Source organism: Pleomorphomonas koreensis DSM 23070, assembly GCF_000425185.1.
Lineage (GTDB): Bacteria > Pseudomonadota > Alphaproteobacteria > Rhizobiales > Pleomorphomonadaceae > Pleomorphomonas > Pleomorphomonas koreensis.
Genome location: NZ_AULH01000024.1, coordinates 17,958 through 44,875 on the forward strand (window position 1 = coordinate 17,958; position 26,918 = coordinate 44,875).

The window sequence follows — 26,918 nt, forward strand, 5'->3', positions numbered from 1 at the left end:
AAGGTGTCGTCGTGCGCCATGGCCTGTTTTTGCACGCTACAGCACGAGAACCCGTTTCGTCGCGCTAGTTTTGCTTGAGTTTCACGGCATATCCCCCCGCCTTCTTCTCCAGAAGGAGAAAAAGTCGTGTCCGCTACGAAAATTCTCTGGGGTCAGGTCCTCGTCGTCCTGTCCATCGTTCTCGCCTGCGTCTGGGGTGCGACCGAATGGGTCGGCTGGCGCCTCGCCTTCCAGCCGGAACTCGGGCTGCCCTGGTTCCGGCTGTTCGGCTTTCCATTCTACCTGCCGCCGTCGTTCTTCTGGTGGTGGTATTCCTTCGACGCCTATGCGCCATCGATCTTCGTCGAAGGCGCCTACATTGCCGCGTCCGGCGGCTTCATCGCCGTGGCGGTGGCAATCGGCATGTCGGTCTGGCGGGCGCGTGAAGCGAAGAAGGTGGAAACCTACGGTTCGGCGCGCTGGGCAGCTACGGAGGAAGTGAAGTCTGCAGGGTTGCTTGGCGCCGATGGCGTCGTACTCGGCCGCTACCATCGCGACTATCTCCGCCACGACGGACCAGAGCACGTGCTGTGTTTCGCACCGACGCGATCCGGCAAGGGCGTCGGCCTTGTCGTTCCGTCGCTGCTCACCTGGCCGGGCTCGGCGATCGTCCACGATATCAAAGGAGAGAACTGGCAGCTCACTGCCGGCTTCCGCGCCCGGCACGGCCGCGTGCTGCTGTTCGATCCCACAAATGCGAAATCCTCAGCTTACAATCCGCTGCTCGAGGTGCGGCGGGGCGAGTGGGAGGTCCGCGATGTCCAGAATATCGCCGATATCCTGGTCGACCCGGAAGGTAGCCTCGAGAAGCGGAACCATTGGGAAAAGACGTCGCATGCGCTTCTCGTCGGCGCGATCCTGCATGTCCTCTACGCCGAGGCGGACAAGACGCTGGCTGGCGTCGCCGCCTTCCTCTCAGACCCAAAACGGCCGATCGAGTCCACGTTGGCCGCCATGATGAAGACAGCGCATCTCGGCGAGGCCGGACCGCATCCCGTCATCGCCAGTGCTGCGCGCGAGTTGCTCAACAAATCGGACAACGAGCGGTCGGGCGTGCTCTCCACCGCCATGTCGTTCCTCGGCCTCTACCGAGATCCCGTGGTCGCGGAGGTGACGCGCCGCTGCGACTGGCGCATCACTGATATCGTCGGCAGTAAGCAGCCGACCACGCTCTACCTCGTCGTGCCGCCGTCCGACATCAACCGCACCAAGCCGCTCATCCGCCTGATCCTCAACCAGGTCGGCCGACGCCTGACCGAGGATCTGCAGGCCAAGGGCAATCGCCACCGATTGTTGCTCATGCTTGACGAGTTTCCTGCGCTCGGCCGGCTCGATTTTTTTGAATCTGCTCTCGCCTTCATGGCGGGTTATGGTCTCAAAGCCTTCCTGATCGCACAGTCGCTGAACCAGATCGAGAAGGCCTACGGGCCGAACAACTCGATCCTCGACAACTGCCATGTCCGCGTCAGCTTCGCCACCAATGACGAGCGGACCGCCAAGCGTGTGTCCGACGCGCTCGGCACCGCGACCGAGATGAAGGCGATGAAGAACTATGCCGGGCACCGGCTGTCGCCCTGGCTCGGCCACCTGATGGTGTCGCGCTCGGAGACGGCGCGACCCCTGCTCACGCCCGGCGAAATCATGCAGCTTCCGCCGAGCGACGAAATCGTCATGCTCGCCGGCACACCGCCGATCCGAGCGAAGAAGGCGCGATACTACGAAGACACCCGCTTCAAGGGACGCATCCTGCCACCGCCTGCGCTTGCCGCACCGAAGCAAGGTCGACCCGACGACTGGACGACGTTGCCTCTGCCGCCAGGCCTGCCACTCGCCGAGGTGAAATTGGCGTCTGAGAGCAATGATGACGATCCGACCGAATCCGAGCGGCGCCGGCAGCCAGAACTCAACCGCGTGAAGCCGGTCGAGAGGAAGGTGCCGATCGACAACGAATTCGAGATCGATGTGATCGACGAAGCCGAGGATGACGCTGTCCGCAACAGCCGCCTGCGCACCATCATGCAGGGCGTAGCCCGCCAGGTTTCGCTTGATCCGGGCGATGGTATGGATCTGTGAGGCGTCGATGACGAAGTCCACCCGCAAACAGCGCCTCTCGGTCTATCTCGATCCCACTGTGATGGGCGGGCTGGCAGAACACGCCGCGCGGCGCGATCAGTCGCGTTCGCTGATCGCGGAAGCCGCGATCGAATCCTTCCTCTCGCCCGATGCGGTCGAACGGCAGGAGGCCGCCATCGCCAAGCGGCTTGACCAACTTGACCGCCGCATGACTCGCCTCGAGCGCGACGTCGGCATCTCGGTGGAGATGCTCGCTGTGTTCGTGCGCTTTTGGCTCGCCACCACGCCGACGTTACCCGAACCCGCCGCGCAGGCCGCTCGCGCTCAGGCCGGCGCGCGCTACGACGCTTTCGTCGCCGCGCTCGGCCGACGCTTGGCCAAGGGGCCGAAGCTGCGGCAGGAAATCGCCGAGGATGTTTCGACACCAAAGGAATAGGGCGAGGCGAGGGCGCTGCGACCCGATCGGCCACCGAATCGGTGATATTACATATAGCGACAGGGGCTCATGATCATGCCGATGTACAATTCTTCATGGGCGACCGGTCTTGCCCCCTTTTCTTTCGCGAAACATTGCTCTGGCGCGTAGTCAGTGGAAGATTGAGGAAGTGTCGTTTTCTTTCTCGTCTGAGTTGCGGCAACATGCGATTTCTCCTTGTCTCCGACATCCACGACAACGTAACTGCGGTTCACCAGTTGCGTAACCTTGAACAGAACCGCTTCGATGCAATCGTCGTCGCCGGTGATATCGGGTCAAAGACCGCCGCGGAGACGTTGGGACTTCTGGCAACCTTCGCGTGCCCAGTGCTCTATGTCTATGGCAACTGGGACTACCGCCTCGGTTATGATGAGAATTTCGGCGTAGGCTGCCACCACCTCCATCTGGCGTCTTTTGCGTGCGGACCGCTGTCCTTTATCGGTTTCAGCGGCTGCCCGACCCATTGGGGGCGCAACCCGATCGGTGAGTGCCTGTACAAGCAGGTCGACGACAGGCACGCGGAAATCGTCAAGTCCAAGGCAGACGCCGAGGAGGCGTTCAAGGTGGCCAAAGCGGAGATTGAGACCGAGTTCGCAAGCCTACTGGAAGAGTTGCGCGGTGGCCGAAAGCGGCCGTTGGCGCGTGCCAAGACTGAGGCGCTCGAACAGAAACGCGATGCGCGCGTGCACAAGCTTCGAGCGTCTGTCGACAAGATCGAACAGTCTGAGCCCTATCAGGATTTTGTCAACGAGCGGTGGGCTGTCAGGGCGACCATCCTCGCGGAAAACCGGCGCGCGCTTGCAGAGATGATCCAGCAGTCTGCCGCGCCAGCGTCGCAGACTATCGTCGTGACGCATGAGCGGATGCCGGCAATAGCCGACGAGTTCAAGGGGGTGCCATTATTCCTGTTTGGCCACAGGCACGTTTTTGCCGACACCATGTTCAAGGGTGTCCGGTTCATCAACATGGCGGCGCTCGACATACGCCTGCTTGTAGAGTCCAAAGGGAATGAACTACAGGGCTGGGACAGGTTCCGAAACGTGAACGTCGGCAACTACGGCGTGATGGAGTGGAGTGAGTTTGGGGGATTTGAGATCGAGCGCAAGATGCTCGATCGGTATCCATTCGAGCAGGACTGGGCGGTCGTCCAGCACATGAGCATGCCCGGAGCGCCATTCCTGATCTAGCAGGTGATGAAATATGCCTCTGCGAAGCAATACTGTTTGGTAATGGCCGTCTTCGAAACCGTTTTGGTGGTCGGGTCAGGTAGTCCAATCGCACTTCACCCTCGTCTAGAATACAGGGATGCACTTGGTGCTGGAGTTGCCTCGGCCGAGCGCTCGCTCGGGACGCGAAGCACGCCGGACTGAGTGACCGCTTGGGGCGCTTGCGAACATCGGGGCTCCAGAAGCCAGCATTCAAGGCGCCGCCGTTTTCCTGTGTTTGCACGCTACGCTACTACGCCAACAAGTCATTGTTGAATCAGTCCAAAATCCGGCTCTCTTAATCGACCCCACATGGGGAACGTCTGTTTGTCCCCGTTTTGAACTCGGGGCGACATGAACGCTTTGCATCCCAATTCTGAAGGTCTGGCGCGGGGTGCGCGGATGCTGCGCACCGCGCTCGGCCCCGCCATCACCCGGCTTTTGGAAGATGCTTCCGTCATCGAGGTGATGCTGAACCCGGATGGGCGCATCTGGATCGACCGGCTTTCCGAAGGGCTGTCCGATACCGGCGAGCTGCTATCGCCGGCCGATGGCGAGCGCATCGTGCGCCTGGTCGCCCATCATGTTGGCGTGGAGGTCCATGCCGGCGCCCCGCGTGTCTCAGCCGAACTGCCGGAAACAGGCGAACGGTTTGAGGGTTTGTTGCCACCCGTTGTCGCGGCCCCCGCCTTCGCCATCCGCAAGCCAGCCGTCGCAGTGTTTACGCTCGAAGATTACGTCGCGGCCGGCATCATGTCGGCTGGACAAGCCGAAGCGCTACGCCACGGCGTCGCCACCCGCACCAACATCCTCGTCGCCGGTGGCACGTCCACCGGCAAGACGACGCTGACCAATGCGCTGCTCGCCGAAGTGGCGAAGACCGCTGATCGCGTCGTCATCATCGAGGATACGCGCGAGTTGCAATGCGCCGCGCCGAACCTCGTCGCTATGCGCACCAAGGATGGTGTGGCCTCGCTCTCCGACCTTGTCCGCTCATCGCTCCGCCTACGCCCCGACCGCATCCCGGTCGGCGAGGTGCGCGGCGCCGAGGCCCTCGACCTCCTCAAAGCCTGGGGCACCGGCCATCCCGGCGGCATCGGTACGATCCACGCCGGCAGCGCCATCGGCGCGCTGAGAAGGATGGAGCAACTCATCCAGGAAGCAGTCGTCACCGTTCCCCGCGCGTTGATCGCCGAGACCATTGACCTCGTAGCCGTCCTCTCCGGCCGCGGTTCCGCGCGCCGGCTTTCCGAACTCGCCCGTGTCGAGGGGCTTGGCTGCGACGGCGACTACCGCGTCGTGCCCGCCGTCATCGGGGGCGACGGCGGCCTATCCTCTCATAGCCCCAGCCCCGAAGGAGAAACCCCGTGATCCAGGTCTCACATCTGGCGCGTCGTTGTATCGCCACCTCCGTTTCCATCACCGTGTTCGCCATGGTGATGGCCGCGCCTGCCCATGCTTCCGGCTCGTCAATGCCGTGGGAGCAGCCGCTGCAACAGATCCTGCAGTCGATCGAGGGCCCGGTCGCCAAGATCGTCGCCGTCATCATCATCATCGCCACGGGTCTGGGGCTGGCGTTTGGCGACACATCCGGCGGTTTCCGCCGCCTGATCCAGATCGTGTTCGGCCTGTCGATCGCCTTTGCCGCCAGTTCGTTCTTCCTCAGCTTCTTCTCGTTCGGCGGCGGGGCGCTGATCTGATGGCGGGCATCTCTGATCAGGGAAGCGAAGTTCCGGGCTTCATGGTTCCCGTCCACCGGGCACTGACCGAGCCGATCCTGCTCGGTGGCGCGCCGCGCGCCATCGCCATCATGAACGGAACACTGGCCGGTGCAATCGGCCTCGGCCTTCGCCTCTGGCTGGTCGGTATCGCCATCTGGGCGATCGGCCATGTCGCGGCGGTGTGGGCCGCCAAGCGCGACCCGTTGTTCGTCGATGTTGTGCGCCGTCATCTGCGCATTCCGGTGCATCTGTCGGTCTGAGGGAGAGGACGCGCCCATGATGAACCTCGCCGAATACCGTCGCACCTCCGCCCGTCTTGCCGATTTCCTCCCATGGGCAGCGTTGGTCGGCCAAGGTATCGTGCTGAACAAGGACGGCAGCCTCCAGCGCACGGCACGTTTCCGGGGGCCAGATCTCGACAGCGCCGTCCCTGCCGAGTTGGTCGCCATCGCCGGCCGGCTCAACAACGCCTTTCGCCGTCTCGGCTCAGGCTGGGCGATCTTCGTGGAGGCGCAGCGACATACTGCGACCGCTTATCCAGCCAGCAGCTTTCCCGACGCCGCCTCAGCCCTGGTCGACGCCGAGCGCAAGGCGGACTTCGAGGGCGAGGACGATGAGCGAACGTCCCAGTGGGAGGTTCATCGGCCGAACAGCGCACATTTCGAGTCCAGCTATTTCCTGACCTTCACGTATCTGCCACCGGCGGAGGACGCCGCACGCGCCGAAGGCTGGCTCTACGAGGGCCGCGAGACGAAGGGCATCAACCCGCGAGAGGCCCTGACGGGTTTCGCCGATCGCACCGATCGCATCCTCCAACTGGTCGAATCCTTCCTGCCGGAATGTGCTTGGCTGACGGACGGCGAGACACTGACCTACCTGCACAGCTGCGTCTCGACCAAACGCCATCGTGTCCGGGTGCCAGAGACGCCGATGTATCTCGACGCGCTTTTGGCCGATCAGCCGCTGACCGGCGGGCTGGAGCCGCGCCTTGGCCATCAGCACCTGCGCGTCCTCACCATCACCGGCTTCCCGACCGTGACGACGCCGGGCCTGCTCGATGAGTTGAACCGGCTCGCCTTTCCCTATCGCTGGTCCACCCGCGCCATCCTGCTCGATAAGACCGATGCGACCAGGCTGCTCACCAAGATCCGACGCCAGTGGTTTGCCAAACGCAAGTCGATCGCCGCGATCCTCAAGGAGGTGATGACCAACGAGCAGTCCGTGCTCGTAGACACCGATGCGTCGAACAAGGCGGCCGATGCCGACCTCGCGCTTCAGGAATTCGGCGCCGACTATGCCGGTATCGCTTATGTCACCGCGACGGTGTCGGTATGGGACACCGATCCGCGCGCCGCCGATGAGAAGCTGCGGCTGGTCGAGAAGGTCATTCAGGGCCGCGACTTCACGGCGATGATTGAGACCATCAACGCGGTGGATGCCTGGCTCGGCAGCTTGCCGGGGCATGTCTATGCCAACGTCCGCCAGCCGCCGATCAGCACCTTGAATCTCGCTCACATGATCCCCCTCAGTGCTGTGTGGGCGGGCGAGGCGTGGGACGAGCACTTTGCTGCACCGCCCCTGCTGTTCGGCAAGACCGAAGGCTCGACCCCGTTCCGGTTTTCCCTGCATGTCGGCGATGTCGGCCACACGCTGATCGTCGGTCCGACCGGTGCCGGCAAGTCGGTGCTGCTGGCGCTGATGGCGCTCCAGTTCCGTCGCTACGCGGGCGCGCAGGTCTTCGCCTTCGATTTCGGCGGCTCGATCCGCGCTGCTGCGCTCGCCATGGGTGGCGACTGGCACGATCTCGGCGGCGGCCTCACCGACGGTTCGGAATCCTCAGTCAACCTCCAGCCGCTCGCCCGTGTAAATGACGCGGCCGAACGCGCCTGGGCGGCCGACTGGATCGTCGCCATCCTGACCCGCGAAGGCGTCGCCATCACGCCAGAGGTCAAGGAGCATATCTGGACGGCGCTGACCTCGCTCGCTTCCGCGCCGGTCGACGAACGCACCATCACCGGCCTCTGCGTCCTGTTGCAGTCCAACGATCTGAAGCAGGCTCTCCGCCCGTATTGCATTGGCGGGGCATGGGGTCGGCTGCTCGACGCCGAGAGCGAACATCTTGGTGCTGCTACAGTCCAAGCGTTCGAAACCGAGGGTCTGATCGGCACCGAGGCCGCTCCCACGGTGTTGGCCTATCTGTTCCATCGTCTCGAAGACCGGCTCGACGGATCACCGACGCTCCTCATCGTTGATGAAGGCTGGCTGGCGCTCGACGACGAAGGCTTCGCCGGCCAGCTTCGCGAATGGCTGAAGACGCTCAGGAAGAAGAACGCCTCGGTTGTCTTCGCCACCCAAAGCCTGTCAGATATCGATGGCAGCGCGATCGCGCCGGCGATCATCGAGAGCTGCCAGACCCGGCTTCTGCTGCCGAATGAGCGGGCGATCGAGCCACAGATCACCGCCATATACAGGCGCTTCGGCCTGAACGATCGCCAGATCGAGATCATCGCGCGAGCCATGCCCAAGCGCGACTATTACTGCCAGTCACGACGCGGCAACCGGCTGTTCGAGCTGGGGCTCTCCGAGGTGGCGCTGGCGCTGTGCGCCGCATCCTCCAAGACCGATCAGGTCGCTCTTGCAACTGTCTTCGCCGAACATGGCCGCGACGGATTCCTCGACGCCTGGCTGCGCCGTCGAGGACTGAACTGGGCCGCCGACCTCATTCCCGACCTGACCAATCTGGAGAAAGTGCCATGACTCTGCGCCGTTCGTGCGCGGCGCGCTTCGCCGCTGCCTTGCTTTTCGCTTCCACCGCCGTCGCACCGATGCTGCCGCTGCCCGTCCATGCGATCGTCGTGTTTGATCCGACCAACTACGCGCAGAACGTCCTTCAGGCCGCCCGCGCGCTTCAGCAGATCACCAACCAGGTCACCTCACTCCAGAACGAAGCGCAGATGCTCATCAACCAGGCCCGCAATCTGGCGAGCCTGCCGTATTCCTCGCTCCAGCAGCTTCAACAGTCGGTGCAGCGTACGCAGCAGCTTCTGGGGCAGGCACAGAATATCGCCTTCGATGTCCAGCAGATCGATCAGGTCTTCCAAAAGCAGTATGGCAGCGTCTCGATGTCGGCGTCAGACGCGCAACTGGTCTCTGATGCCCGCTCGCGCTGGCAGAACACCGTCGGCGGCTTGCAGGACGCCATGCGGGTACAGGCCGGCGTCGTCGGTAACATCGACACCAACCGTGCGCAGATGTCGGAACTGGTCGGGCACAGCCAATCGGCGACGGGCGCCCTTCAAGCGACACAGGCCGGCAATCAGCTTCTCGCCCTGCAGGCACAACAACTCGCCGACCTCACAGCGGTGGTGGCCGCGAACGGCCGGGCGCAAGCGCTCAGCGACGCCGAGCGGGCGGCCGCGGCAGAGCAAGGCCGCGAACAGCGCCGCCGCTTCCTGACGCCAGGCACGGGCTATCAGCCCGGTTCGGCCAAGATGTTCTACGGCAGCAATTGAGGACAACGCGATGGACGGCAAGATCCTCGCACGCCTCTGCGCCGTCGCCTTTGTCGCGATCGCCATCGTGGCGATGGTGACCGAGATCAAGCGCTCCGATGATCGGCAGGATGGCTTCGCCGCTGAGACCAGACCGGTCAGGAAACGAGATCATCTTGATACGGAACTCAGCCGTTGCAGTTCGCTCGGCGAGGCAGGGTCGCGCGATGCGTCATGCCTGAAGGCTTGGGCCGAGAACCGTCGCCGGTTCCTTGGCCAGACGGATCCTGCCGCGTCCTCGGCGCCAGCCGCACCGACCACGTTGTTCCCGAATGCCCCTGGAGTTGCCGATCAGCCCGACCCCGTGGCGCCCATTACCTCTCAGGCCGGGGAGCACTGACCATGGGCGGCACCGGCGTCATCGACCATTTCCTTGAGGTGTTCACCCGCTACATCGACGGCGGCTTCGGCCTCTTGAGGCCTGAGGTGGCCTTCATCGCCACCACGCTGATCGTCATCGATGTGACGCTGGCGGCGCTGTTCTGGAGCTGGGGCGCCGACGATGACATCATCGCGCGCCTCGTCAAGAAGACGCTGTTCGTCGGCGTCTTCGCCTACATCATCGGCAACTGGAACAACCTTGCCCGCATTGTCTTCGAGAGTTTTGCAGGCCTGGGGCTCAAGGCGTCGGGCACAGGCTTTTCGGTCAGCGATCTCCTGCGCCCCGGCAAGGTGGCGCAGACCGGCCTCGACGCCGGCCGGCCGCTGCTCGACTCCATCTCCGACCTGATGGGCTGGATCTCGTTCTTCGAGAACTTCGTCCAGATCGCCTGCATGCTGTTCGCCTGGGCGCTGGTGCTGCTCGCCTTCTTCGTCCTAGCCGTCCAGCTCTTCGTCACCCTGATCGAGTTCAAGCTGACGACGCTGGCCGGCTTCGTGCTGATCCCCTTCGGCCTGTTCGGCAAGTCCGCCTTCATGGCCGAGCGCGTGCTGGGCAACGTCATATCCTCCGGCATCAAGGTGCTGGTGCTCGCCGTCGTCATCGGCATCGGCTCGACGCTGTTCTCCGAGTTCACCGCCGGTTTCGGAGGCAATACTCCGTCGATCGACGACGCCATGGCGATCGTGCTCGCCGCGCTGTCGCTGCTTGGGCTCGGCATCTTCGGTCCCGGCATCGCCAACGGCCTCGTTTCCGGCGGCCCGCAACTCGGGGCCGGAGCGGCCGTCGGCACCGGCCTTGCCGCCGGCGGCATGGTTGCGGCAGGCGCCGCTACGGTCGGCGCGGTCGCGTCCGGTGGCGCTGCTCTTGCCGGAGGTGTTGCCGCTGCCGCGCGAGGTGGAGCCACGCTCGTCGGCGGCGCATCCACAGCCTACAGCCTCGGCGCCGCCGGACAGTCCAGCGCATCCGGCGTTGCGTCCGGTCTCGGTGGCGTGGCGAGCGCAGGCGCACGGGCTGCCGTCTCCCCGCTGAAGAATGCCGCAGCGCGTGCGGCGGCAAGTCTGAACGACAGCGCGCAGTCGGGTGCTCGCTCTGCCTTCGAGATGACGGGCGGATCGTCCACCGCCGGTACGATTGGCGGCGATGCCTTCGAGGCTGGAACGACTTCAGCGTCCGCCGCACCGACTTCCGCCAGCGGCGGTCCGCCGGCCTGGGCCAAGCGCATGAAGCGCTCGCAACAGATGACGCACGGTGTCCAGGCGGCCGCCCATGCCGTGCGCAGCGGCGACAGCCACGGCGGTGGCTCCTCCGTCAACCTCTCCGAAAGTGACCGCTGATGTTCAGACGACCCTCCACCCATTACGGCAAGTCCCCTCAGCCTGAGACGCCCTATCAGCGCGCCGCGCAGGTTTGGGACGAACGCATCGGCTCGGCCCGCGTACAGGCGAAGAACTGGCGGCTGATGGCCTTCGGCTCGCTGGTCCTGTCGGCCGGCCTCGCCGCTGGCCTCGTCTGGCAATCGATGCGTGGCAGCGTCGTTCCCTGGGTGGTGCAGATCGACAGGCTCGGTGCGGCACAAGTCGTCGCTCCAGCCGAGGCCGACTATCAGCCAACCGATCCGCAGATTGCCTTCCACCTCGCCCGCTTCATCGAACAGGTCCGCTCGATCCCGGCCGATCCGGTCATCGTGCGGCAGAACTGGCTGCGCGCCTACGACTTCACAGCGCAGGGCGGCGCGTTGGCGCTCAACGACTACGCCCGCGCCAACGACCCCTTCACCAAGGTCGGCAAGACGCAGATTGCCGTCGATGTTTCCAGCGTCATCCGCGCCTCGCCGGACTCGTTCCGCATTGCCTGGGTTCAGCGCACCTACCAGGACGGCTCGCTTGCCGACACCTCGCGCTGGTCCGCCATCCTCACGATCATCGTGCAGCCGCCGCGCGACGCCGACAAGCTTCGGGCGAACCCGCTTGGAATCTACGTCAACGCCATCAACTGGTCGAAGGAGCTTGGGCAATGATGCCGATCTTCCGTCATGCCGGGAGTCCGGCTTACCTCACACACGTCATTCCGGGTTTCCGTTTTGGCGGCTCTCAGGCCTTCCGTAATCCCTCACTTGCGGCTCTGCTGCTTTCCGCTTCCGTGCTCACCGGCTGTGCCTCGGCCCATAAGCCACCGGAGATCTCCTATGACGACGCTGCGCCCGCCGTGCAGGCGACCGAACCGCCTCTGCCGGTCAAGGTCGTGGAGTTGCCGAAGCTACTGCCGCTTCCCGGCCAGTTGAAGCCGGTCGGCAAGGACGGCAAGGCAGAGCCTGAACCGGCCGATCCCGCCGCTCGGGTGAACCTCGCCAACGCCGCTGCGCGCGTACAGCCGGTTCGCGACGGCTTCATCAACGCGATGCAGGTCTATCCCTTCGTCGATGGCGCGCTCTATCAGGTCTATTCGTCGCCCGGCCAGATCACCGACATCGCGCTCCAGCCGGGCGAACAGCTCGTCGGCTCCGGTCCCGTCGCTGCCGGTGACACCGTGCGCTGGATCATCGGCGATACCGAGAGCGGCACGAACACCACCAAGCAGGTCCACATCCTCGTCAAACCCACCCGGCCGGACCTGATGACCAATCTCGTCATCAATACCGACCGGCGCACCTACCACATGGAACTGCGCTCCACTGAGAAGACCTACATGGCGTCGGTCTCATGGCAGTATCCGCAGGACCAGCTCATCGCGTTGCATCGTCGGAACGCCGAAGCGCAGGCGGTTCAGCCCGTCGCCACCGGTGTCGATCTGTTGAAGGTGAACTTTCGCTACGATGTATCCGGCGATCGGGCGCCATGGCGGCCGCTGCGCGCCTTCGACGACGGCAAGCAGGTGTTCATAGAGTTCCCGCGCGGCATCGGCCAGGGCGAGATGCCGCCGCTGTTCGTCGTCGGTCCCGAGGGCGACACCTCCGAGCTGGTGAACTACCGGGTGCGCGACAACTACATGATCGTCGATCGGCTGTTCGCCGCCGCCGAACTGCGCTTCGGCGCCGCCAAAGACCAGAAGCGCGTGCGCATCTCCCGCACCAATGGAAGGCCGGCATCATGAGCGAGATTGATCCCGAAAAGGGGAGGGGACCTGAGCCTGTTGGCGAGGACGACACCTTTCCGCTGACCGGCGAGCCAGCCGCGTCCATGCGGCTGCGTCCCGAGCCGCCGCGTGTCACCCGGCTGTCGCGCAAGGCGCTCGCCGGCATCAGCCTCGCCGCCAGCCTGGGGCTCGGTGGTGCGCTGATTTATGCGCTCCAGACCCGGCACGGAAACAATCAGGGTCAGGAACTCTATTCCACCGACAACCGCTCTACGCCGGATGGCCTCGCCGGACTACCGAAGGATTATTCCGGTGTGCCGAAGCTTGGTCCGCCTCTGCCCGGCGATCTCGGCCGCCCGATCCTCAATGCGCAGGAGTCTGGCAAAGCCGTGCCGACCCCGCCGATCGCCATGCCCAATCCCGGCATCAATCAGGAAGAACAGCGCCGGCTTCAGGAGACCGAATCCGCCCGAACCGCGCAACTCTTCTCGTCGACGCAAACGCGACCGGCGAACAACCCAACGCCCGCCACCACGACGACAACGGTCCCCCAACCCGACCTCTCAAGCCTCGGACTGGCACCGCAGCCGGCGACGCCCACCGCGCAGGACCGACAGCTCGCGTTCCTCAACCAAACACCAGATAAACGCACCGTCTCACCCGATCGCGTTGCCGCACCCGCGTCGCCCAATGTGCTTCAGGCCGGTGCGGTCATCGCGGCGGCGCTGATCACCGGCATTCGCTCGGATCTTCCGGGGCAGATCACCGCCCAGGTGACCGAGAATGTCTACGACAGCCCGACGGGACATATTCTCCTGATCCCGCAGGGCACACGCATCATCGGCCAATATGACAATGGCGTCGGCTTCGGTCAGCGCCGTGTGCTGCTGGCCTGGAACCGATTGATCTTCCCCAACGGCCGCTCGATCGTGCTGGAGCGACAGCCGGGTGCCGATGCCGAAGGCTATGCCGGGCTCGAGGATGGCGTCGACTATCATTGGGGTGAGTTGTTCAAGGCAGCGGGCCTCTCGACGTTGCTCAGCATCGGCACCGAGATGGGCTCCTCCAGCGAGGAGAGCGCCATCGTACGGGCCTTGCGCCGCGGTGCCGCCGACAGCGTGAGCGACATCGGGCAGCAAGTTGTCAGCCGTCAGCTCAATATCGCGCCGACACTGACCATTCGACCGGGGTTCCCGGTCCGCGTAATCGTCACTCGCGATCTCGTGCTTGAACCCTATGGAGGATAATATGGCAAAGCTGAAGCTTGGCCTCATCGCCGAGGACAAGCCCGTGAAAGTCACAGTGGAGTTGCCGGCCAGCCTGCATCGCGACCTCATCGCCTACGCCGACATCCTTGGCCGCGAGGCTGGGCAACCGCCGGCCGATCCGATCCGCCTGATCGTTCCCATGCTGGAGCGCTTCATCGCGACGGATCGGGAGTTTGCGAAAGCTCGACGGACGATTTCTTCGCCGAAGACGGAGAGTTGAGGGCTACTTTGCCCGAGCGCGCCATCGACCGAGCAAGGCTCAAAAGCCGACGACAGGCCGGATTGTCGTTTCGAGGCGACCACACCGCACTGAAAGGCAGGACTTCATCGGCTATAGGCCGATAAATGATACCGGAGAATTGCACACCTATAGCTGACTCGCTAATTGCAGTGAGTCCACACCCAATGGCCACCATTGAAAGCAGATTATCTCGCCCAACATTATGAACCTGGATCGCTGTATGGTGGCCAAAAGCGGCTAACCGTCGCAATAAATAGTCACGGATCTCCGGGCCCGGTGCCGCGTAACTAACAATAAACTTCTCATCTAGGAGTTCATGCCAATGCAGCTCTGCTTGGCCTGCTAACCGATGTTCGCTCGGCAGCGCCATGAACACCCTTTCCGTCCAAAGTCGGTCAGTTTGACAGCCGGGCCATTCGGCTGCCCCCGCCACAAAAGCCACATCCAAATGCAATCGGTGAATTGCTGCTACATGTTCTGCTGTATCACCATCGATAAACTCGACTTTGATACTGTCATACAGCTTGCAAAAGCGACTGATTAGCTCCGGAAGAAAACCCGACGCTAATGACGAAAGCAGTCCGATCCTGAGCTGACCCGCCTCATTGCGCCCAACGGCAGATACATCCCGGGCCGCGCTCTCAATCTGACGGAGCACCGTACGCGCGCTGACAAGAAAGTGCTCGCCGGCGAAGGTCAGAGTTACGCCACTGCTGTTCCGGTGAAAGAGTGACGCGCCCAGGTGATCTTCAAGGTCGCGGACACGCCGGCTGATAGCCGGCTCCTGGACGCCCAGCTTAAGAGCGGCTCTGCGAAAACTTCCACACTCGGCTGCAACGATAAAAAAGCGCAGGTGCCGAATACTTCCTTCGAATAGTGGGCGGTTCATCTATGTGCCTCAACAACGTTGGGTTGCATAAAGATTTTATAGATAAGCAACCGGGCGAATGTAACGCACTAAGAATAGAATTAGGGGGGGCGTTTGGGAGGGTTTATACGTTATTTTGAGCAAAATGCTAATGCAGCGGTCCTCGTTCTATAATATATTTTACTCCAGTCTAGGCTGGCTTATGAGTACTGCGCCGTCCTCAAGCCTGCGCCCCGGCGCGACGCGCGCGAAAAGAGGCGTCGCGTCGCGTTCACCAAAAGTGAAGTTTACCGTTGTTCGCCTGGAAGCGGGGTTCCTCTAAAAGCGTTCACGGACTTGTCCATCAAAACTTGTGCATCGGTTCCGGAGTCAAGTATTGTATTTTGAATGGATCTGTCTTCAATAAGTATATTTACAACATCAAGGGATATAAGTTTATCGGTTGACAGTAATGCTTCTACTTGCGTTGAAAAACAGGCGCTGTTGGGCGCAGAATTCACTGCCGATGCCTCAGTTGTGGCCACGATATGATTACTTGCTATGTAATTACATTTGCCTGAGGCAACACGAATTATCACAGGCTTTGCGGATGACGGTTTTAGAAATTTAGTATCGATGGACTCCGAAATATGGTTGGCGATAACCGAATTGTTGTTTCCGTTTATATGCAAAAGGCCAAATTGGTCATCTAGGCCGTTGTCATATGGTGTCATGGGCGCCCAGGGCTCCCTGTCTCGCAAGAAGTGGTTTGATGACACTAGGTTCTCGGAGCAACTACCCGAAAAAATCAACATTCCAGGATAGAAGGAATGGAACCTGTTCCCTGTGATCGAAGACCGCGCCACGTTGGAGAAATGAATGCTACTTTTGCCTCGTGGGAAAACATTATTTGCCGATACAAGGATTCCGCCGTAATTCTCCGCGTATATTGAGTGACCGGTGTATCCGGCCCCTACAAGGTTATTGGAAATTCTTGAGGCTTGCCCCATCCCTCTTAGTTCGATGCAGTTGCCGCATTCTGCAATGAAATTGCCATCGATCGTTAATGCGTCCGCATCGTACGCGATGACTCCATGCTCCAAGTATATGATGCCCATGCCAGTCATTCGGAATGAGTCATTGGCGCTGGCGATATAGATGCCCGTCTTGCCGTTTTTGTAGGAGTTTTCGGAGTCACCGTTTACCGAGGCCTTCCCGGTGAAATGCAGGCCATCGATACAGAAATCTGCAAACTCGACGGAACTAATTCGCGGATCTCCGTCGCGTCTGATGAGAAAAGCAGCTCTGCCAGCCGCATCGTCGGCCGCCTCTTCTGGGATGTCTACGAGGATGCGACTCCCCCCCGGCCACACTTCGTGCCAGTGTGCCAGCTCATGTGAAGGGGTGTTGAAGCGAATACTTGAGGACGTGAACCCATGTCCGGAGCCCATGATTTTCAAGTAACTGATATCGACAACGACTTGGCTAACCAGATGATAATCTCCCGGAGGAATATAGATCACCGCTCCGGGCTTCCCACCATCATTTATATATGGGTTCGCCTGCCTGTTCTTGACGTCCGCAATGATATTGTTAATTACCGCCCCAATATCCTCTGAAGGATTCCCCTCTGACCATTCGGTCACATCATAGTAATTTCCATTGGCCATTTCGGTACTTCCTTGAAGTTCTTATCTGCCGTTTGAGGCAAGCGGTGACATGTCGGGCGGCTTCGGGCCTGCCGCCCTCTCGGCTAGCGATCCCAGCTCGGCGAAACTTCCGACTTCCAGGGTGGGTTGGCGCCTGCACGCGAACAGGTGATAGCAGCGCAGCGGGTACCGAAGGCGAGAGCTGCAGCGAGCTCGTCGCGGCTGATGGCTTCCAGCGCTGATCGTTCGATCCGCCCTGCCTCTCGGAGTGCCACCAAAAGCGAGCCCTGGAATGTATCGCCCGCGCCGATGCTATCGACTACCTTGACGGCCGGAGCCGGGACTTCAACTTGGCCGGCCGTTGCGTGCCAGGCGGTGACACCCTCACTGCCGCGCGTGACGACAAATAGCGCAACTCCGCTAGCCAGCGCTTCATTGGCTTTATTTTGGAAATCATTGCCGCCAAAGAGAAAGTCGAAATCCAGGTCCGACATGCGGACGATATCGGCAATGGCGATGAACTCCGTCATGCGAGCAAGGTACTTAGTCTTGTTTCGAACAAGCGAAGGACGGCAGTTGGGGTCAAATGACAGTGTTGTTCTGCCCTTGGCGTCCCGGAACATCGCTAGGTACTCGGTGGCGGCAGGCTCGTTGATCAGCGTCGTCGAGCCAACGTGAAGGGCATCGATCTGGTCGAAAGAGAACGATGTGGGATCGTAAGCCCAGAGTTGCGCCGCCGTGACCTCATCGTAGAAAGCATAGTGCGGCTCGCCGTTTACGAAGCGAACAAACGCCAGCGTTGTCTCGTTGTCGGAATGGCGCGCATGACGAAGCGACACGTTGGAAGCGGCGAGGTGATCGGCCACCATCGTTCCGAACATGTCGGTCGAAATACCGCCAACGAAACCCGCCGGAGACCCGAGGCGAGACATCGCCACGGCGATATTGAGGCAGGACCCGCCGACGGCGGGAACATAGGCATCCCTGCCGTCGGCAGATTTAACGGGCACAAAATCGATCAGGGCATCGCCGCAAGATAGCAGCATGGTTTCGCTCCAGTGGGATAGGATCGCTCTCAGCCGATCAGGCCCCGAAGATCGGTTCAGCGAGGTGAAGGGCGCTCACTGTCACCTTCGCCAAAGACGAAATTCGAATGTGATCGGGAGACGTATTGGCATAGCTGCGACGTGTGCCGCAGACTCTGCCGCCGTCGGCGAAGACCTCGACGATGCCGGCATCGTAGATGACCCTGATATCATCGGCCGTATCGAGCCGGGCAGCGTACCGAATGGATCCGTCGTCCTGTTCGAGACGGACGGAAATCATGCCATCACGCACTGTCAGTTCGAACGAAAGCCGATTAGCATCTGATGCCTTGATGGTTGTTCCTTCAAGCGGACCAGATAGACGCGCTTCGAACGGATATTTCCCGATCGCATAGCCGTCGTCACGGTCAGGCGTCAGTATTTCCTTTCGGACCGCGGTTTCGAACTCTTCGGCAATTCTCATGGAGAGCCGGTTGCGCTCGTCGAGGCATAGCTGACGTGGCAAGGACAGCTCCCCCGAGTAGGGCGACACGGCTGTTTTTCGGTATTCCCAATTAAACAGCCAAGCGAAGGCGATTTGCCTGTCTTCAGCTCTGAAGCTTTGTAAGGCGTAGAAATCAGTCCCAAAATCAAGGACTTGAAGCTCAACGCTTTCGGGTATGAAGGCGTCGTTCACAAAGTTGCCGACCAGGGCGTAAAGCAAGTTATGTCGGCCCGTCGATGCTTCGGTCAGACCGACGAAGCCCATCAACAATATCCACTTACCGTTGAGTGGGAAAAAATCCGGACATTCGATAGCGCGTGCACCCGCCTCGGCATACTCCTTTGGGGCGCGGTAGAGCGGGCCTAGATACGTCCACTCAGAGAGATCGACAGACCCATAGAGAAGCACTGCCGGATCGCCATCAAGGCTTGCGCCGAGCACCATTCGATAGCCACCGGCGGCATCGTCCCACCAAACTTTCGGATCGCGAAAGTCGTGATAAACGCCCTTCGGTCGCTCTTCGATTATCGAAGTTACGCATTCCGCTTTGATCGTATTCCGATCCGGAATGGCAAGCTTTTGAACCTCACGATAACCGGTGAATAGATCATAAGCCGGCAAACGCTCCGTGTAGAAGAACACATGTTGTCCGTTCTTGCCCTCGAAGGCTGTGCCGGAGAACGCGCCACCCGTGGCACCTAGCCGCCATAGCTCCTGCTCAGGATGGAGGAAAACAGGAAGATGAAGCCAGTTGAAGAGATCCTTGCTGGTGGCATGCCCCCAATGCATCGGTCCCCAGTCGTTGCCACAGGGATGAAACTGATAAAAGACATGCCAAGTATCGCCGATTTTGCAGAGGCCGTTCGGATCGTTCATCCAATTTTTAGGCGGAGAGAAATGAAGCGACGGACGCTCCTCATCGCAGCGCATCCAGTTCGACAGTTCTTCACCGTGGCGACGCATAATTCCTGCGGTACTGAAGTCCCACATCGTGATGCCTACCGCCGCCACGGTTGCGGGCACATAAGAGTAAGCCCAGAAGACGGTGACGGTGTCATCCCACTCGAAAGTCGTCTCAGATGCTTCGCGATGGTGATAGCTGTAAGAGGCCGGCACCGCAGAAAGAGCCGGTATCTGCCACACAGTTTGGTCCCGGATGCCGATCGTGATCCTACCAGGGCCCTGGGCCCAGAACTCAATCCTTTCGCCAGATTCTAGATGGACAGATGCGCGCGTCACGGGGACCTCGGAAAGAAGAGGGCCGATGGATCCGGCCCTAAGTTGGGAAGAGAGAGATTTAGCTATCCACTCCGGAGACCACGTGTGGGCCAGCACCAAACTAGACAGATCTTGCGTTGGCAGCTGCGGACGAGCAGCCGTCGCATTGCCAACGGACAGGTAGCCTTCGGTGATACCCTGACTGGGACTTAGGGATTGGGAACGATTGCGTTCAGCGTTCCGAGATCTGTAATTTGAGCGCTCGACCCACTGTAAATTACTTTGCTTTGTGTAAGCGCGGAGCCAAGCCGGACCGCGACATACTGGAGGTTTGGAATAGCGGCGAGAACATAGTGGTTGTCGCTGATCCAATTGTAGATGCCGGATTCCGCGTTGATAACGATGATCGGGCCGTCGGCTGCCGTATAACCCTGCGGATCAACGAGGAAATGGTTATTCGAGATTTTATTGTTGTCGCCCTGAACTCGGAATATGCCGTAGGTTTCTTGCAGGCCGTTGTTATAATTCTGGAAAGGGCCATAGGTCTCATTTTGCCTGCGGACCAGATTTGCTGCGACGAGCGTCTCGTTTGTACCAATCAGTCGGATCATCCCAGGATAAAAGCCGGCCAGCCGATTTGCCGAGACGCTGCACCGTGCGCTGTTGATAAGCTCGATCAGGCTGCCACCTCTGGGAAATACGTTGTTTGCAGCAACCAATAGTCCTTCGGCCCCAGCTGCCGCTATCGACTTGCCATTGTAGCCCCCGCCGATCAGGTTGTTAGTCACCTTGCAAGATTGCGAGGCGAGGAGAAGTTCCACGCAATTGCCGCATTCAGCAATGAAGTTACCGTCAATGGTCGTCGCGTCCGCCCCTTCTAGAACCAAGGCATGTTCCAGGTACACAAACCCCATGCCTCTAATCACGAAAGAGTCGCAATCTCCCTCGACATAAATGCCTGTTTTATTATTGACGTAACTGTTGCCGTTTCCGCTGAAATGCAGTCCATCCATGCAGAAGTCGCGAAACTCTATACTTGAGAGGCGCGGCTGTGTTCCGTTACGATTGGTAACAATTGCGGGGGCGCCCGTGAGTTTGACTTTTACATGGCTACCGCCAGCGACGGTTTCCCGCCAGCCTGAGGTATCGGGCGTGTTGTCGCGAATGCTGAGAGACATAAATCCGTGCCCCTCGCCTCGAATGGTTAGATACGAGATATCAATGACGACCTGCGTCAGTAGATCGTAATCGCCCACAGGAATGTAGATATCACCACCAGGTTTCACAGTCTGGCTGGTCTGGTGGGCTTTGATATCTGCGATGATTTCATTGATGACAATCCCGATATCCTGCGAGGCGGGTACCGAACCATGAAACTTCGTTACATCGTAAGTCGTATGCTGGTTAGTCATCTGAAGTCACTCCTCTATTCGCCTACCAAAGGCTCTTGCGCGTTTGAGGGTCAAAGAAGTGCAGTTCCTCGGCCGCAATAGCGACTCGAGCGTTGTCATCGGCACGGACCGAGCTTTTCGGTGAGAACCGGGCGACAGCCGTGCGCTCATGCCCGATATCGCTTGCAGCATCTGGATCGCCGGCGTCGATCCATGGGGCGTCGATGACGAGATGCACCATCGCTTCCGAGCCAAGTGCCTCAACAAGCTTTACGTGCGCTTTGATCTCGGCTGAGGCGGGATGTAGCGTTGCGTCGTTCATGTGCTCGGGACGAATACCGACCACGAGATGCCGGCGAATTGCTCCATTAAGAGATGGACGCTGGGCAAAGACACTGGCGGGTATGTTGAATGTGTTACTTCCGAGCTTTAGTTCGGTACCGTCGAGCGTCGCCTCGTAAAGGTTCATTGACGGCGAGCCAATGAAAGCCGCGACGAACATATTTACCGGGCGCGAGTAAAGGTTCTGCGGCGTGTCAACCTGTTGCAGTACACCGCCCTTTAGGACCGCCACTCGGTCCCCCATGGTCATAGCCTCGACCTGATCATGGGTGACGTAGATCGTGGTAACCTTGAGGTTGCGCTGCAGGCTGGCGATCTCGGCACGCATCTGCACTCGCAACTTAGCGTCAAGATTGCTGAGCGGCTCGTCCATCAGAAAGGCTGCTGGTTGGCGCACGATGGCGCGCCCCATCGCCACGCGTTGGCGCTGTCCGCCCGACAGATGAGCGGGCTTTCGGTCAAGATGTGGCGTCAGTTCGAGGGTTCGGGCAGCAGCCTCAACGCGGGCGGCGATTTCGGCTTTATCAAGGCCGGCCATGAGCAGCGGAAAAGCGATGTTTTCGCGTACCGTCTTGTGCGGATAAAGAGCGTAGGACTGGAACACCATGGCGATGTCGCGATCTTTAGGATCAACATCGTTGACGATCCGTCCGCCAATGCGGAGTTCACCGCTTGAGATACTCTCCAGTCCGGCGATCATTCTAAGAGCGGTGGACTTTCCGCAGCCGGAAGGGCCGACGAAGACCATGAACTCGCCGTCTTTGATATCGAACGTGAGGTCGTGGATCGCATGAAAATTGTCGCCGTAGATTTTGTTGATTTTGTTGAGCGAGATCTCGGCCATGGCCGCGGTTTCCTTCACCCTTTGACGGCGCCGAACGTAAGGCCGCCGATGATCTGTTTTTGAAGAGCAAGCGTAATGGCGATGACGGGGAGCGAGTAGACAACCGCAGCGGCCGTCATTGGACCCCAGGCGAGGCCGAAGACCGAATTATACTCCGCAATGACTATGGGGGCGGTCTTTGAGTTCTCTGAAGTGAGAAGCAATGCGTAGAGGAATTCGTTCCAGCTGGCGATGAACGAGAACAGAGCCGTTATGGCGATGCCACTCTTCATCACGGGTAGGATGATTTTTCTGAAGGCTTGAAAGCGTGTGCAGCCATCCATCCGTGCCGCCTCCTCAAGGTCCCGCGGAATACCTTCAAAGAAGGCTGCGAGAAGCAGGAGAGCGAGCGGCACCGCTGTTGACGTGTGGGCAAGAACAAGACCGGGAACGGTGTCTAGAAGACCGAGGCTTTTCAGTAGCTGGAACAGCGGAACGCCCAGCGAAACGGCTGGCACCATTCGCGTCACCAAGGCGAACAGCAGGAAAACCACCGTCAACTTCCGTCGATATTGAGTGGCGACATAGGCGGCTGGCAGTGCCAGGATCAGCGACAGGATGGTCGTGAGAACTGCTACAATTAGTGAGTTTGCGAAAGCGTGCGGCAGCGTCGAGTTGACTAGCACTTCGCGAAAGTTCTCAAAGGAAATGCTTTCGGGGAAGAAGTGCGGTGGGATCTGTTGTACGTCCGCGGCCGGCTTCAAAGAAGTCATCAGGAGGTAGACGTATGGCAGCGCGTAGGACAGCACGAGGACAAGAGCTGCAGCGTTGATCATGGCTTTCCCAATGTCGCGTTGGTTGACATCAGTCATGAGCTGACCTCCAGATCTTCCAGTAGGCCAGAGCGGCGAGGAGGATCATGACAAAAAGAAAGAGGGTGGCTGAAGCTGAGGCTGAGCCAAGGTCGCCGTAGCGGACCATTCGTTGATAGATGTTCATTGAAAACACTTCAGAACTATGCGCCGGGCCGCCTTGAGTCTGGATCCAGATAAGGTCGAAGGTTTTGGCGGCATCGACACCACGGACGATCACCACCACGGCGATCACCGGCCGCATCATGGGTAGAGTCACATGCCAAAAGCGCCTGAGGGCATTAGCCCCGTCGATCCTGGCGGCCTCGATCAAATCCTTTGGGATGTTGGTAAGGCCGGCATAGGAGACGAGGGCGACGAATGACGTCGTTAGCCAGATATCGGCGAAGGCAACCGAATAGATTACGAGATCCTGATCGGACAGCCACTGAATGTCGCCAGGGTCGCGGATCAGCCCGATGGCGACAAGACCGTAATTGAGGATGCCAATATTCCCGATCAGCAGGAAGCGCCAAAGCAGACCCGCGACGATTGGAGGAACCATGAGGGGTAGGGCGAAAACCGTGCGATGAAGTCTCGATTTATCGGCGATCGCGTTGAACAGCAGTGCGGCGCAGAAGCCGAAAAGAAACTCGAATGCCAAGGCGAATACGGAGTACTTGATCGTTCTCGCCGCGCTCTCTGCAATACGGGGCGAGGTCAAGGCGTTGACATAGTTGGCAAGCCCGACCCATTCACGAACGTCTGGCGCAATCGTCTTGACCGCAAAGAGGGAGTTGTAGATCAGCAAGCAGATCGGGTAGGCGACCAAAAGCCCAAGAAACAATGCGGCCGGCATCAACATGCCAAGCACGAAGCGGTTTTCCGATGACATCGCCATCTCCAGCTGCGGTGAGAAGTGGGGAGCAGAAGCTCCCCGTCTTCAGTTTGAACCCAGTCTGTCAGGGATGCAGGATGTCTTGGATATTGCTCTTGGCTTCGGCCAGGACGTCGGCAACGTCGACCTTGCAGGTCAGTGCCTTTTGAACCGCCGGTAGGACGGCCTCGTCGACGATCTCCTGGAAATGCTCATTGAGCGGACGCCCCTGAGTGGCCGGCGCGCTTAGCGTTTCAAGGAGCGGTCCGAAATGTTCATAGCCGGGTTTGCCAAAATAGCTCTTGTAGGCCGAGTTGGTCGCTGCAAGACCGAGGGGCGCTTCGATGCCCAGAGCATTGTGGGCTTCGGCATAGGCGATGAACTTCTTTGCCGCTTCCTTATTCTTGGAAGTGGACGGCACAACGTTGTACCAAGGCCCGGGGATAGCGGCGACTCCAGCCTCACCGGCAAGCATCGGCGCCACACCAACCTTGCCGTTCACGACGGAATCCTTGGGAGTCATCTTGTAGGCGTGCGCCCAGAACTTCATCATGGCCGTCTTGCCTTGATAGAAGAGGTTCTGTGCCTCACCCCAGCCGATCTCGTTGACGTTCTCGGGCACGGAATGGTCGACGCAGTGCGGGGCGATATAGAACTCGAGTGCTTTGCGGTGAGCCTCGTTGTCGACGATGACGTTACCATCCTTGTCGAGGATGACGCCTGGCGATCCTGCCTGCAGCACGTGCGCCATCCACTCTTCCGCGAACGTGCCGATGGTGTCGGTACCCCAGAAGTCGATCGCGCCATCACCCTTGGTCGAGCGGGTGAAGAACTTGGCCATGTCGCGCCACTCCTGCCAGGTTTTGGGCGGAGCGAGGGGGGAGCCATACTTCGCCTGGAAATCCGCCTTTTCCTTTGGATCCTCGAACAGGTCCTTGCGATAAAAAACGATCTCGGCATTCGCCCAAGCCGGCATGCCGATCATCTTGCCGTTGACCTTGGCATCGGCGAGTAGCGTCGGCGGTAGGTCACCTCGAACTTCGTCGGTGAATAGATCGGAAAGATCCTCCACATGATCGGCGAACTTTGCGTTCCACACCACGTCTATGGTGGCGACATCGAAGCTCGACGAACCGGAGGCGATTTCGGCCGACAGTTTGTCGAAGACGCCCTGATAGGGGACGACCGTAAAGTTTACTTCTATGCCTGTGTCGGCAGTGAATTTGGCGGCAACAGCCTTCTGCAGCATTTCGCCGCCGCCCTCAACGAGCACGTTGATCCGCTCGGCTGACAACGCCGGCGCTGCAAGCAGCGTAGCTAATGCGGTCGCATACAGCAGTTTGTTCATTTCGTCCTCCCTTGAAATCACGACGCCGACGCTTCGCTCCCGAGGCCTCGTCGGTACCCCCACGTTGCGCCTGAGACAGGGCTCCCGGCGATGGATCTTGAGAGGGCGGCTCGGAACGTAGAGGCCTATGACGACGTCGTCAAGCGCATTTGACGACGTCGTCATATAAATTTGTCGACGTCGTCAGTGGTGTGCACTATGGTCCAGCCGAGATGAGGTAGATTTGATGGTCAGTATCATTGACGTCGCTCGCGCGGCAGGCGTTTCCAATAAAACAGTTTCTCGCGTCGTGAATGGGGAACCGTATGTGACACCGGAGATGCGCGAGCGAGTCGAGCGAGCCATTCGTGATTTGGGTTATGTCCCGAATATGGCTGCTCGCATGGTGCGATCCAGTAGGTCGCGAACCTTCGGCATCATCACCGACTATGTTTCGACGACGCCTTACTCCGGCGACATCGTTCGTGGCATTCAGGATTGGGCAACGGCCAACGGCAAGATAATCCTTCTTGCCAATACAGGCGGTGATCCTGAGCGCGAGCTAAGCATCTGGAACACGTTTCGCTCTCACCAAATCGAAGGCGTGCTCTATGTAACGATGTATCATCGCGTCGTTGATCCCGAAGCGGGCGACGTTGACCTTCCAACCGTCCTCATCAATTGCCATCCCGGCTCGCGTGTAGATTTGCCGTCGATCGAGCCCGACGACACACAAGGTTCCCTCGATCTGACACGATATCTGTTGGCGCGCGGTCACAGGCGAATCGGCTATATCCGTCTCAACCCAATTCTTCTTGGTGGCGAACAGCGCTACGAGGCATTCCGTCACGCCACGACTGAAGCTGGAATCCCTGAGAATGATATCATCGTGCGGCTCGGTATGGAGGGGCCGGTCGGCAAAGAAACTAACTACGTCTATTCGGCGGCACGCGACATTCTCAGTGATGAAAACCGGCCCACAGCGATCATGTGCGGGAACGATGAGATGGCCATCCAGGTTTATCTTGCAGCGCTGCACCTCGGCTTGAGAATCCCGGAGGATGTTAGCATAGCGGGGTTTGATGATTTCCAGACATTGTCACTTGCGCTAAAACCTGAGCTGACCACGGCGGCTCTTCCCTATTATGATCTGGGTTTCAAAGGAACTGAGCGCCTGAATCAGCTTATCGAGATCCCGGCGGACAGGCCGTCTCGTGTCGTCGTGCCGTGCGAATTAATTGAACGCGGTTCTGTTTCCAGTAAATAGCCGTGCGCTCCCGCGAGATAAATCAAGCAGCGAGTATTTGGGCTTGGGTGTTGGATACGTCGGTGCCTAGAGATATTTTGAGCGGTACCCCTCCTCTGGCGCTAGCCATTTTTCGATGAAATCGAGCGGATCTAGGCTTCCCATCATTGCCCTGGCTAGCGTCAGCCGCTCCAGCAGAAGTTGTCGGCAATTTTCGTCTACTGTCGCCAACCGCTCTTCCGCTTCAGAGAAAAACTGCTCAATCGCGACGGCTTTTCCCCACTTCTCGATGATCTCTGACAGTTGCTGCCTACTATCAGTGAGAGCTTGAGCGGCCTTTCGGGCGTCTTCTTGCCGCTCGTATCGTTCTCGCCGCTCCTCCCACTCCTTTTTCCTCTTCGCGGCCTCCTCATCCGCAGCTATCATCAGCCGCTGAAGCTTGTTTTCAGAGGTGGCTCCGCAAATTCGGACGGTGGCTTGAGTGGATTTTGCGCCTGAGAGCGGCGACGATGTCGCCGAGGATCAGGAGCACCCGATGACCAGACGAACCCGCCGCACCCACTCTCCGGCGTTCAAGGCAAAGGTGGCGCTGGCCGCCGTGAAGGGCGAGAAGACGCTCGCGGAGTTGGCGCAACAGCACGACGTGCATCCGAACCAGATCACGGCGTGGAAGAACCAACTCCTGGACGGCGCAGCCGGCGTGTTCGGTGGCGAGAAGGCGGAGGCCGCCGGGACGCCCGTCGACCTGAAGGCACTTCACGCGAAGATCGGAGAGCTTGCGCTGGAGAAC

The 26,918-nt window shown here is 60.0% G+C and carries 26 protein-coding genes; 16 read left to right on the plus strand and 10 right to left on the minus strand.

The window, feature by feature from the left end:
• Positions 1 to 126: 126 nt before the first annotated feature.
• The 14 genes from H512_RS0117955 (at position 127) to H512_RS0118020 (ending at position 14,006) form a co-directional block, all read left to right on the plus strand.
• Positions 127 to 2,112 (plus strand): conjugal transfer protein TraG, encoded by a 1,986-nt coding sequence (locus H512_RS0117955; protein WP_026784627.1) that lies wholly within the window; start codon positions 127 to 129, stop codon positions 2,110 to 2,112.
• A 7-nt stretch (positions 2,113 to 2,119) separates the two neighbouring features.
• Entirely contained in the window at positions 2,120 to 2,548 is a 429-nt protein-coding gene (locus tag H512_RS0117960) for a ribbon-helix-helix protein, CopG family (RefSeq protein WP_026784628.1), read from the plus strand.
• A 203-nt stretch (positions 2,549 to 2,751) separates the two neighbouring features.
• Positions 2,752 to 3,774, plus strand: a complete 1,023-nt coding sequence (locus tag H512_RS0117965; protein WP_026784629.1) for a metallophosphoesterase family protein — start codon at positions 2,752 to 2,754, stop codon at positions 3,772 to 3,774.
• Positions 3,775 to 4,146: 372 nt separating this feature from the next.
• The gene (trbB, locus tag H512_RS0117970) at positions 4,147 to 5,163 is read left to right on the plus strand and encodes a P-type conjugative transfer ATPase TrbB (RefSeq protein WP_026784630.1); all 1,017 of its coding nucleotides are present in this window, start codon (positions 4,147 to 4,149) and stop codon (positions 5,161 to 5,163) included.
• The gene (locus H512_RS0117975) at positions 5,160 to 5,492 is read left to right on the plus strand and encodes a TrbC/VirB2 family type IV secretion system protein (protein WP_026784631.1); all 333 of its coding nucleotides are present in this window, start codon (positions 5,160 to 5,162) and stop codon (positions 5,490 to 5,492) included. The genes trbB and H512_RS0117975 overlap by 4 nt, the downstream gene beginning before the upstream one ends.
• Complete coding sequence (locus H512_RS0117980; RefSeq protein ID WP_026784632.1) at positions 5,492 to 5,773, plus strand: VirB3 family type IV secretion system protein; 282 nt, start codon at positions 5,492 to 5,494, stop codon at positions 5,771 to 5,773. The genes H512_RS0117975 and H512_RS0117980 overlap by 1 nt, the downstream gene beginning before the upstream one ends.
• 16 nt (positions 5,774 to 5,789) lie before the next feature.
• Positions 5,790 to 8,270 (plus strand): conjugal transfer protein TrbE, encoded by a 2,481-nt coding sequence (gene trbE, locus H512_RS0117985; RefSeq protein ID WP_026784633.1) that lies wholly within the window; start codon positions 5,790 to 5,792, stop codon positions 8,268 to 8,270.
• Complete coding sequence (gene trbJ, locus H512_RS0117990; RefSeq protein WP_026784634.1) at positions 8,267 to 9,025, plus strand: P-type conjugative transfer protein TrbJ; 759 nt, start codon at positions 8,267 to 8,269, stop codon at positions 9,023 to 9,025. Before trbE ends, trbJ begins: the two co-directional genes overlap by 4 nt.
• A 10-nt stretch (positions 9,026 to 9,035) precedes the next feature.
• Complete coding sequence (trbK-alt, locus tag H512_RS0117995; protein ID WP_026784635.1) at positions 9,036 to 9,404, plus strand: putative entry exclusion protein TrbK-alt; 369 nt, start codon at positions 9,036 to 9,038, stop codon at positions 9,402 to 9,404.
• A 2-nt stretch (positions 9,405 to 9,406) separates the two neighbouring features.
• Positions 9,407 to 10,780: a P-type conjugative transfer protein TrbL gene (gene trbL, locus H512_RS0118000; RefSeq protein WP_026784636.1), complete on the plus strand. Its 1,374-nt coding sequence runs from the start codon at positions 9,407 to 9,409 to the stop codon at positions 10,778 to 10,780.
• Entirely contained in the window at positions 10,780 to 11,463 is a 684-nt protein-coding gene (gene trbF / locus H512_RS0118005) for a conjugal transfer protein TrbF (RefSeq protein WP_026784637.1), read from the plus strand. Before trbL ends, trbF begins: the two co-directional genes overlap by 1 nt.
• The gene (trbG, locus tag H512_RS0118010) at positions 11,460 to 12,536 is read left to right on the plus strand and encodes a P-type conjugative transfer protein TrbG (RefSeq protein ID WP_026784638.1); all 1,077 of its coding nucleotides are present in this window, start codon (positions 11,460 to 11,462) and stop codon (positions 12,534 to 12,536) included. The genes trbF and trbG overlap by 4 nt, the downstream gene beginning before the upstream one ends.
• On the plus strand, positions 12,533 to 13,765 hold the full coding sequence (locus H512_RS0118015) for a TraB/TrbI/VirB10 family type IV secretion system protein (RefSeq protein ID WP_026784639.1): 1,233 nt from the start codon (positions 12,533 to 12,535) through the stop codon (positions 13,763 to 13,765). Before trbG ends, H512_RS0118015 begins: the two co-directional genes overlap by 4 nt.
• 1 nt (position 13,766) lies before the next feature.
• Entirely contained in the window at positions 13,767 to 14,006 is a 240-nt protein-coding gene (locus H512_RS0118020) for a DUF2274 domain-containing protein (protein WP_026784640.1), read from the plus strand.
• Here H512_RS0118020 and H512_RS26515 read toward each other — a convergent pair.
• From H512_RS26515 to H512_RS0118060, 9 genes are all read right to left on the minus strand, one after another.
• Positions 13,939 to 14,916 carry a LysR family transcriptional regulator gene (locus H512_RS26515; protein WP_084798589.1) on the minus strand — a complete coding sequence of 326 codons (978 nt, stop codon included), beginning with the start codon at positions 14,914 to 14,916 and terminating at the stop codon, positions 13,939 to 13,941. The two genes, H512_RS0118020 and H512_RS26515, sit on opposite strands and share 68 nt — an antisense overlap.
• 266 nt (positions 14,917 to 15,182) lie before the next feature.
• On the minus strand, positions 15,183 to 16,544 hold the full coding sequence (locus tag H512_RS26520) for a NosD domain-containing protein (protein WP_084798590.1): 1,362 nt from the start codon (positions 16,542 to 16,544) through the stop codon (positions 15,183 to 15,185).
• 83 nt (positions 16,545 to 16,627) lie between these two features.
• Positions 16,628 to 17,569, minus strand: coding sequence for a carbohydrate kinase family protein (locus H512_RS0118030; protein WP_026784641.1), 942 nt, complete (start codon positions 17,567 to 17,569; stop codon positions 16,628 to 16,630).
• Positions 17,570 to 17,606: 37 nt separating this feature from the next.
• The gene (locus H512_RS24745; RefSeq protein WP_053240022.1) at positions 17,607 to 19,292 is read right to left on the minus strand and encodes a GH32 C-terminal domain-containing protein; all 1,686 of its coding nucleotides are present in this window, start codon (positions 19,290 to 19,292) and stop codon (positions 17,607 to 17,609) included.
• A gap of 188 nt (positions 19,293 to 19,480) precedes the next feature.
• Positions 19,481 to 20,683 (minus strand): NosD domain-containing protein, encoded by a 1,203-nt coding sequence (locus H512_RS0118040; protein WP_026784642.1) that lies wholly within the window; start codon positions 20,681 to 20,683, stop codon positions 19,481 to 19,483.
• Positions 20,684 to 20,705: 22 nt separating this feature from the next.
• Positions 20,706 to 21,848 carry an ABC transporter ATP-binding protein gene (locus tag H512_RS0118045; RefSeq protein WP_026784643.1) on the minus strand — a complete coding sequence of 381 codons (1,143 nt, stop codon included), beginning with the start codon at positions 21,846 to 21,848 and terminating at the stop codon, positions 20,706 to 20,708.
• Positions 21,849 to 21,862: 14 nt separating this feature from the next.
• Positions 21,863 to 22,699, minus strand: a complete 837-nt coding sequence (locus H512_RS0118050; RefSeq protein WP_026784644.1) for a carbohydrate ABC transporter permease — start codon at positions 22,697 to 22,699, stop codon at positions 21,863 to 21,865.
• A complete protein-coding gene (locus H512_RS0118055) occupies positions 22,692 to 23,573 on the minus strand; it encodes a carbohydrate ABC transporter permease (protein WP_026784645.1) in 882 nt (293 codons plus the stop codon). The genes H512_RS0118050 and H512_RS0118055 overlap by 8 nt, the downstream gene beginning before the upstream one ends.
• Before the next feature lie 67 nt (positions 23,574 to 23,640).
• Positions 23,641 to 24,903: an ABC transporter substrate-binding protein gene (locus tag H512_RS0118060; RefSeq protein ID WP_026784646.1), complete on the minus strand. Its 1,263-nt coding sequence runs from the start codon at positions 24,901 to 24,903 to the stop codon at positions 23,641 to 23,643.
• A gap of 226 nt (positions 24,904 to 25,129) precedes the next feature.
• Here H512_RS0118060 and H512_RS0118065 point away from each other — a divergent pair, with 226 nt between their 5' ends.
• The gene (locus H512_RS0118065; RefSeq protein ID WP_026784647.1) at positions 25,130 to 26,149 is read left to right on the plus strand and encodes a LacI family DNA-binding transcriptional regulator; all 1,020 of its coding nucleotides are present in this window, start codon (positions 25,130 to 25,132) and stop codon (positions 26,147 to 26,149) included.
• A 66-nt stretch (positions 26,150 to 26,215) separates the two neighbouring features.
• On the opposite strand, the gene H512_RS0118070 is transcribed toward H512_RS0118065, so the two are convergent.
• Complete coding sequence (locus H512_RS0118070; RefSeq protein WP_026784648.1) at positions 26,216 to 26,554, minus strand: hypothetical protein; 339 nt, start codon at positions 26,552 to 26,554, stop codon at positions 26,216 to 26,218.
• 109 nt (positions 26,555 to 26,663) lie between these two features.
• Between H512_RS0118070 and H512_RS0118075 the strand changes: the two genes are divergently transcribed.
• Positions 26,664 to 26,918: IS3 family transposase (locus H512_RS0118075; RefSeq protein WP_026782280.1), on the plus strand; the 255-nt coding region annotated here is incomplete at its 3' end.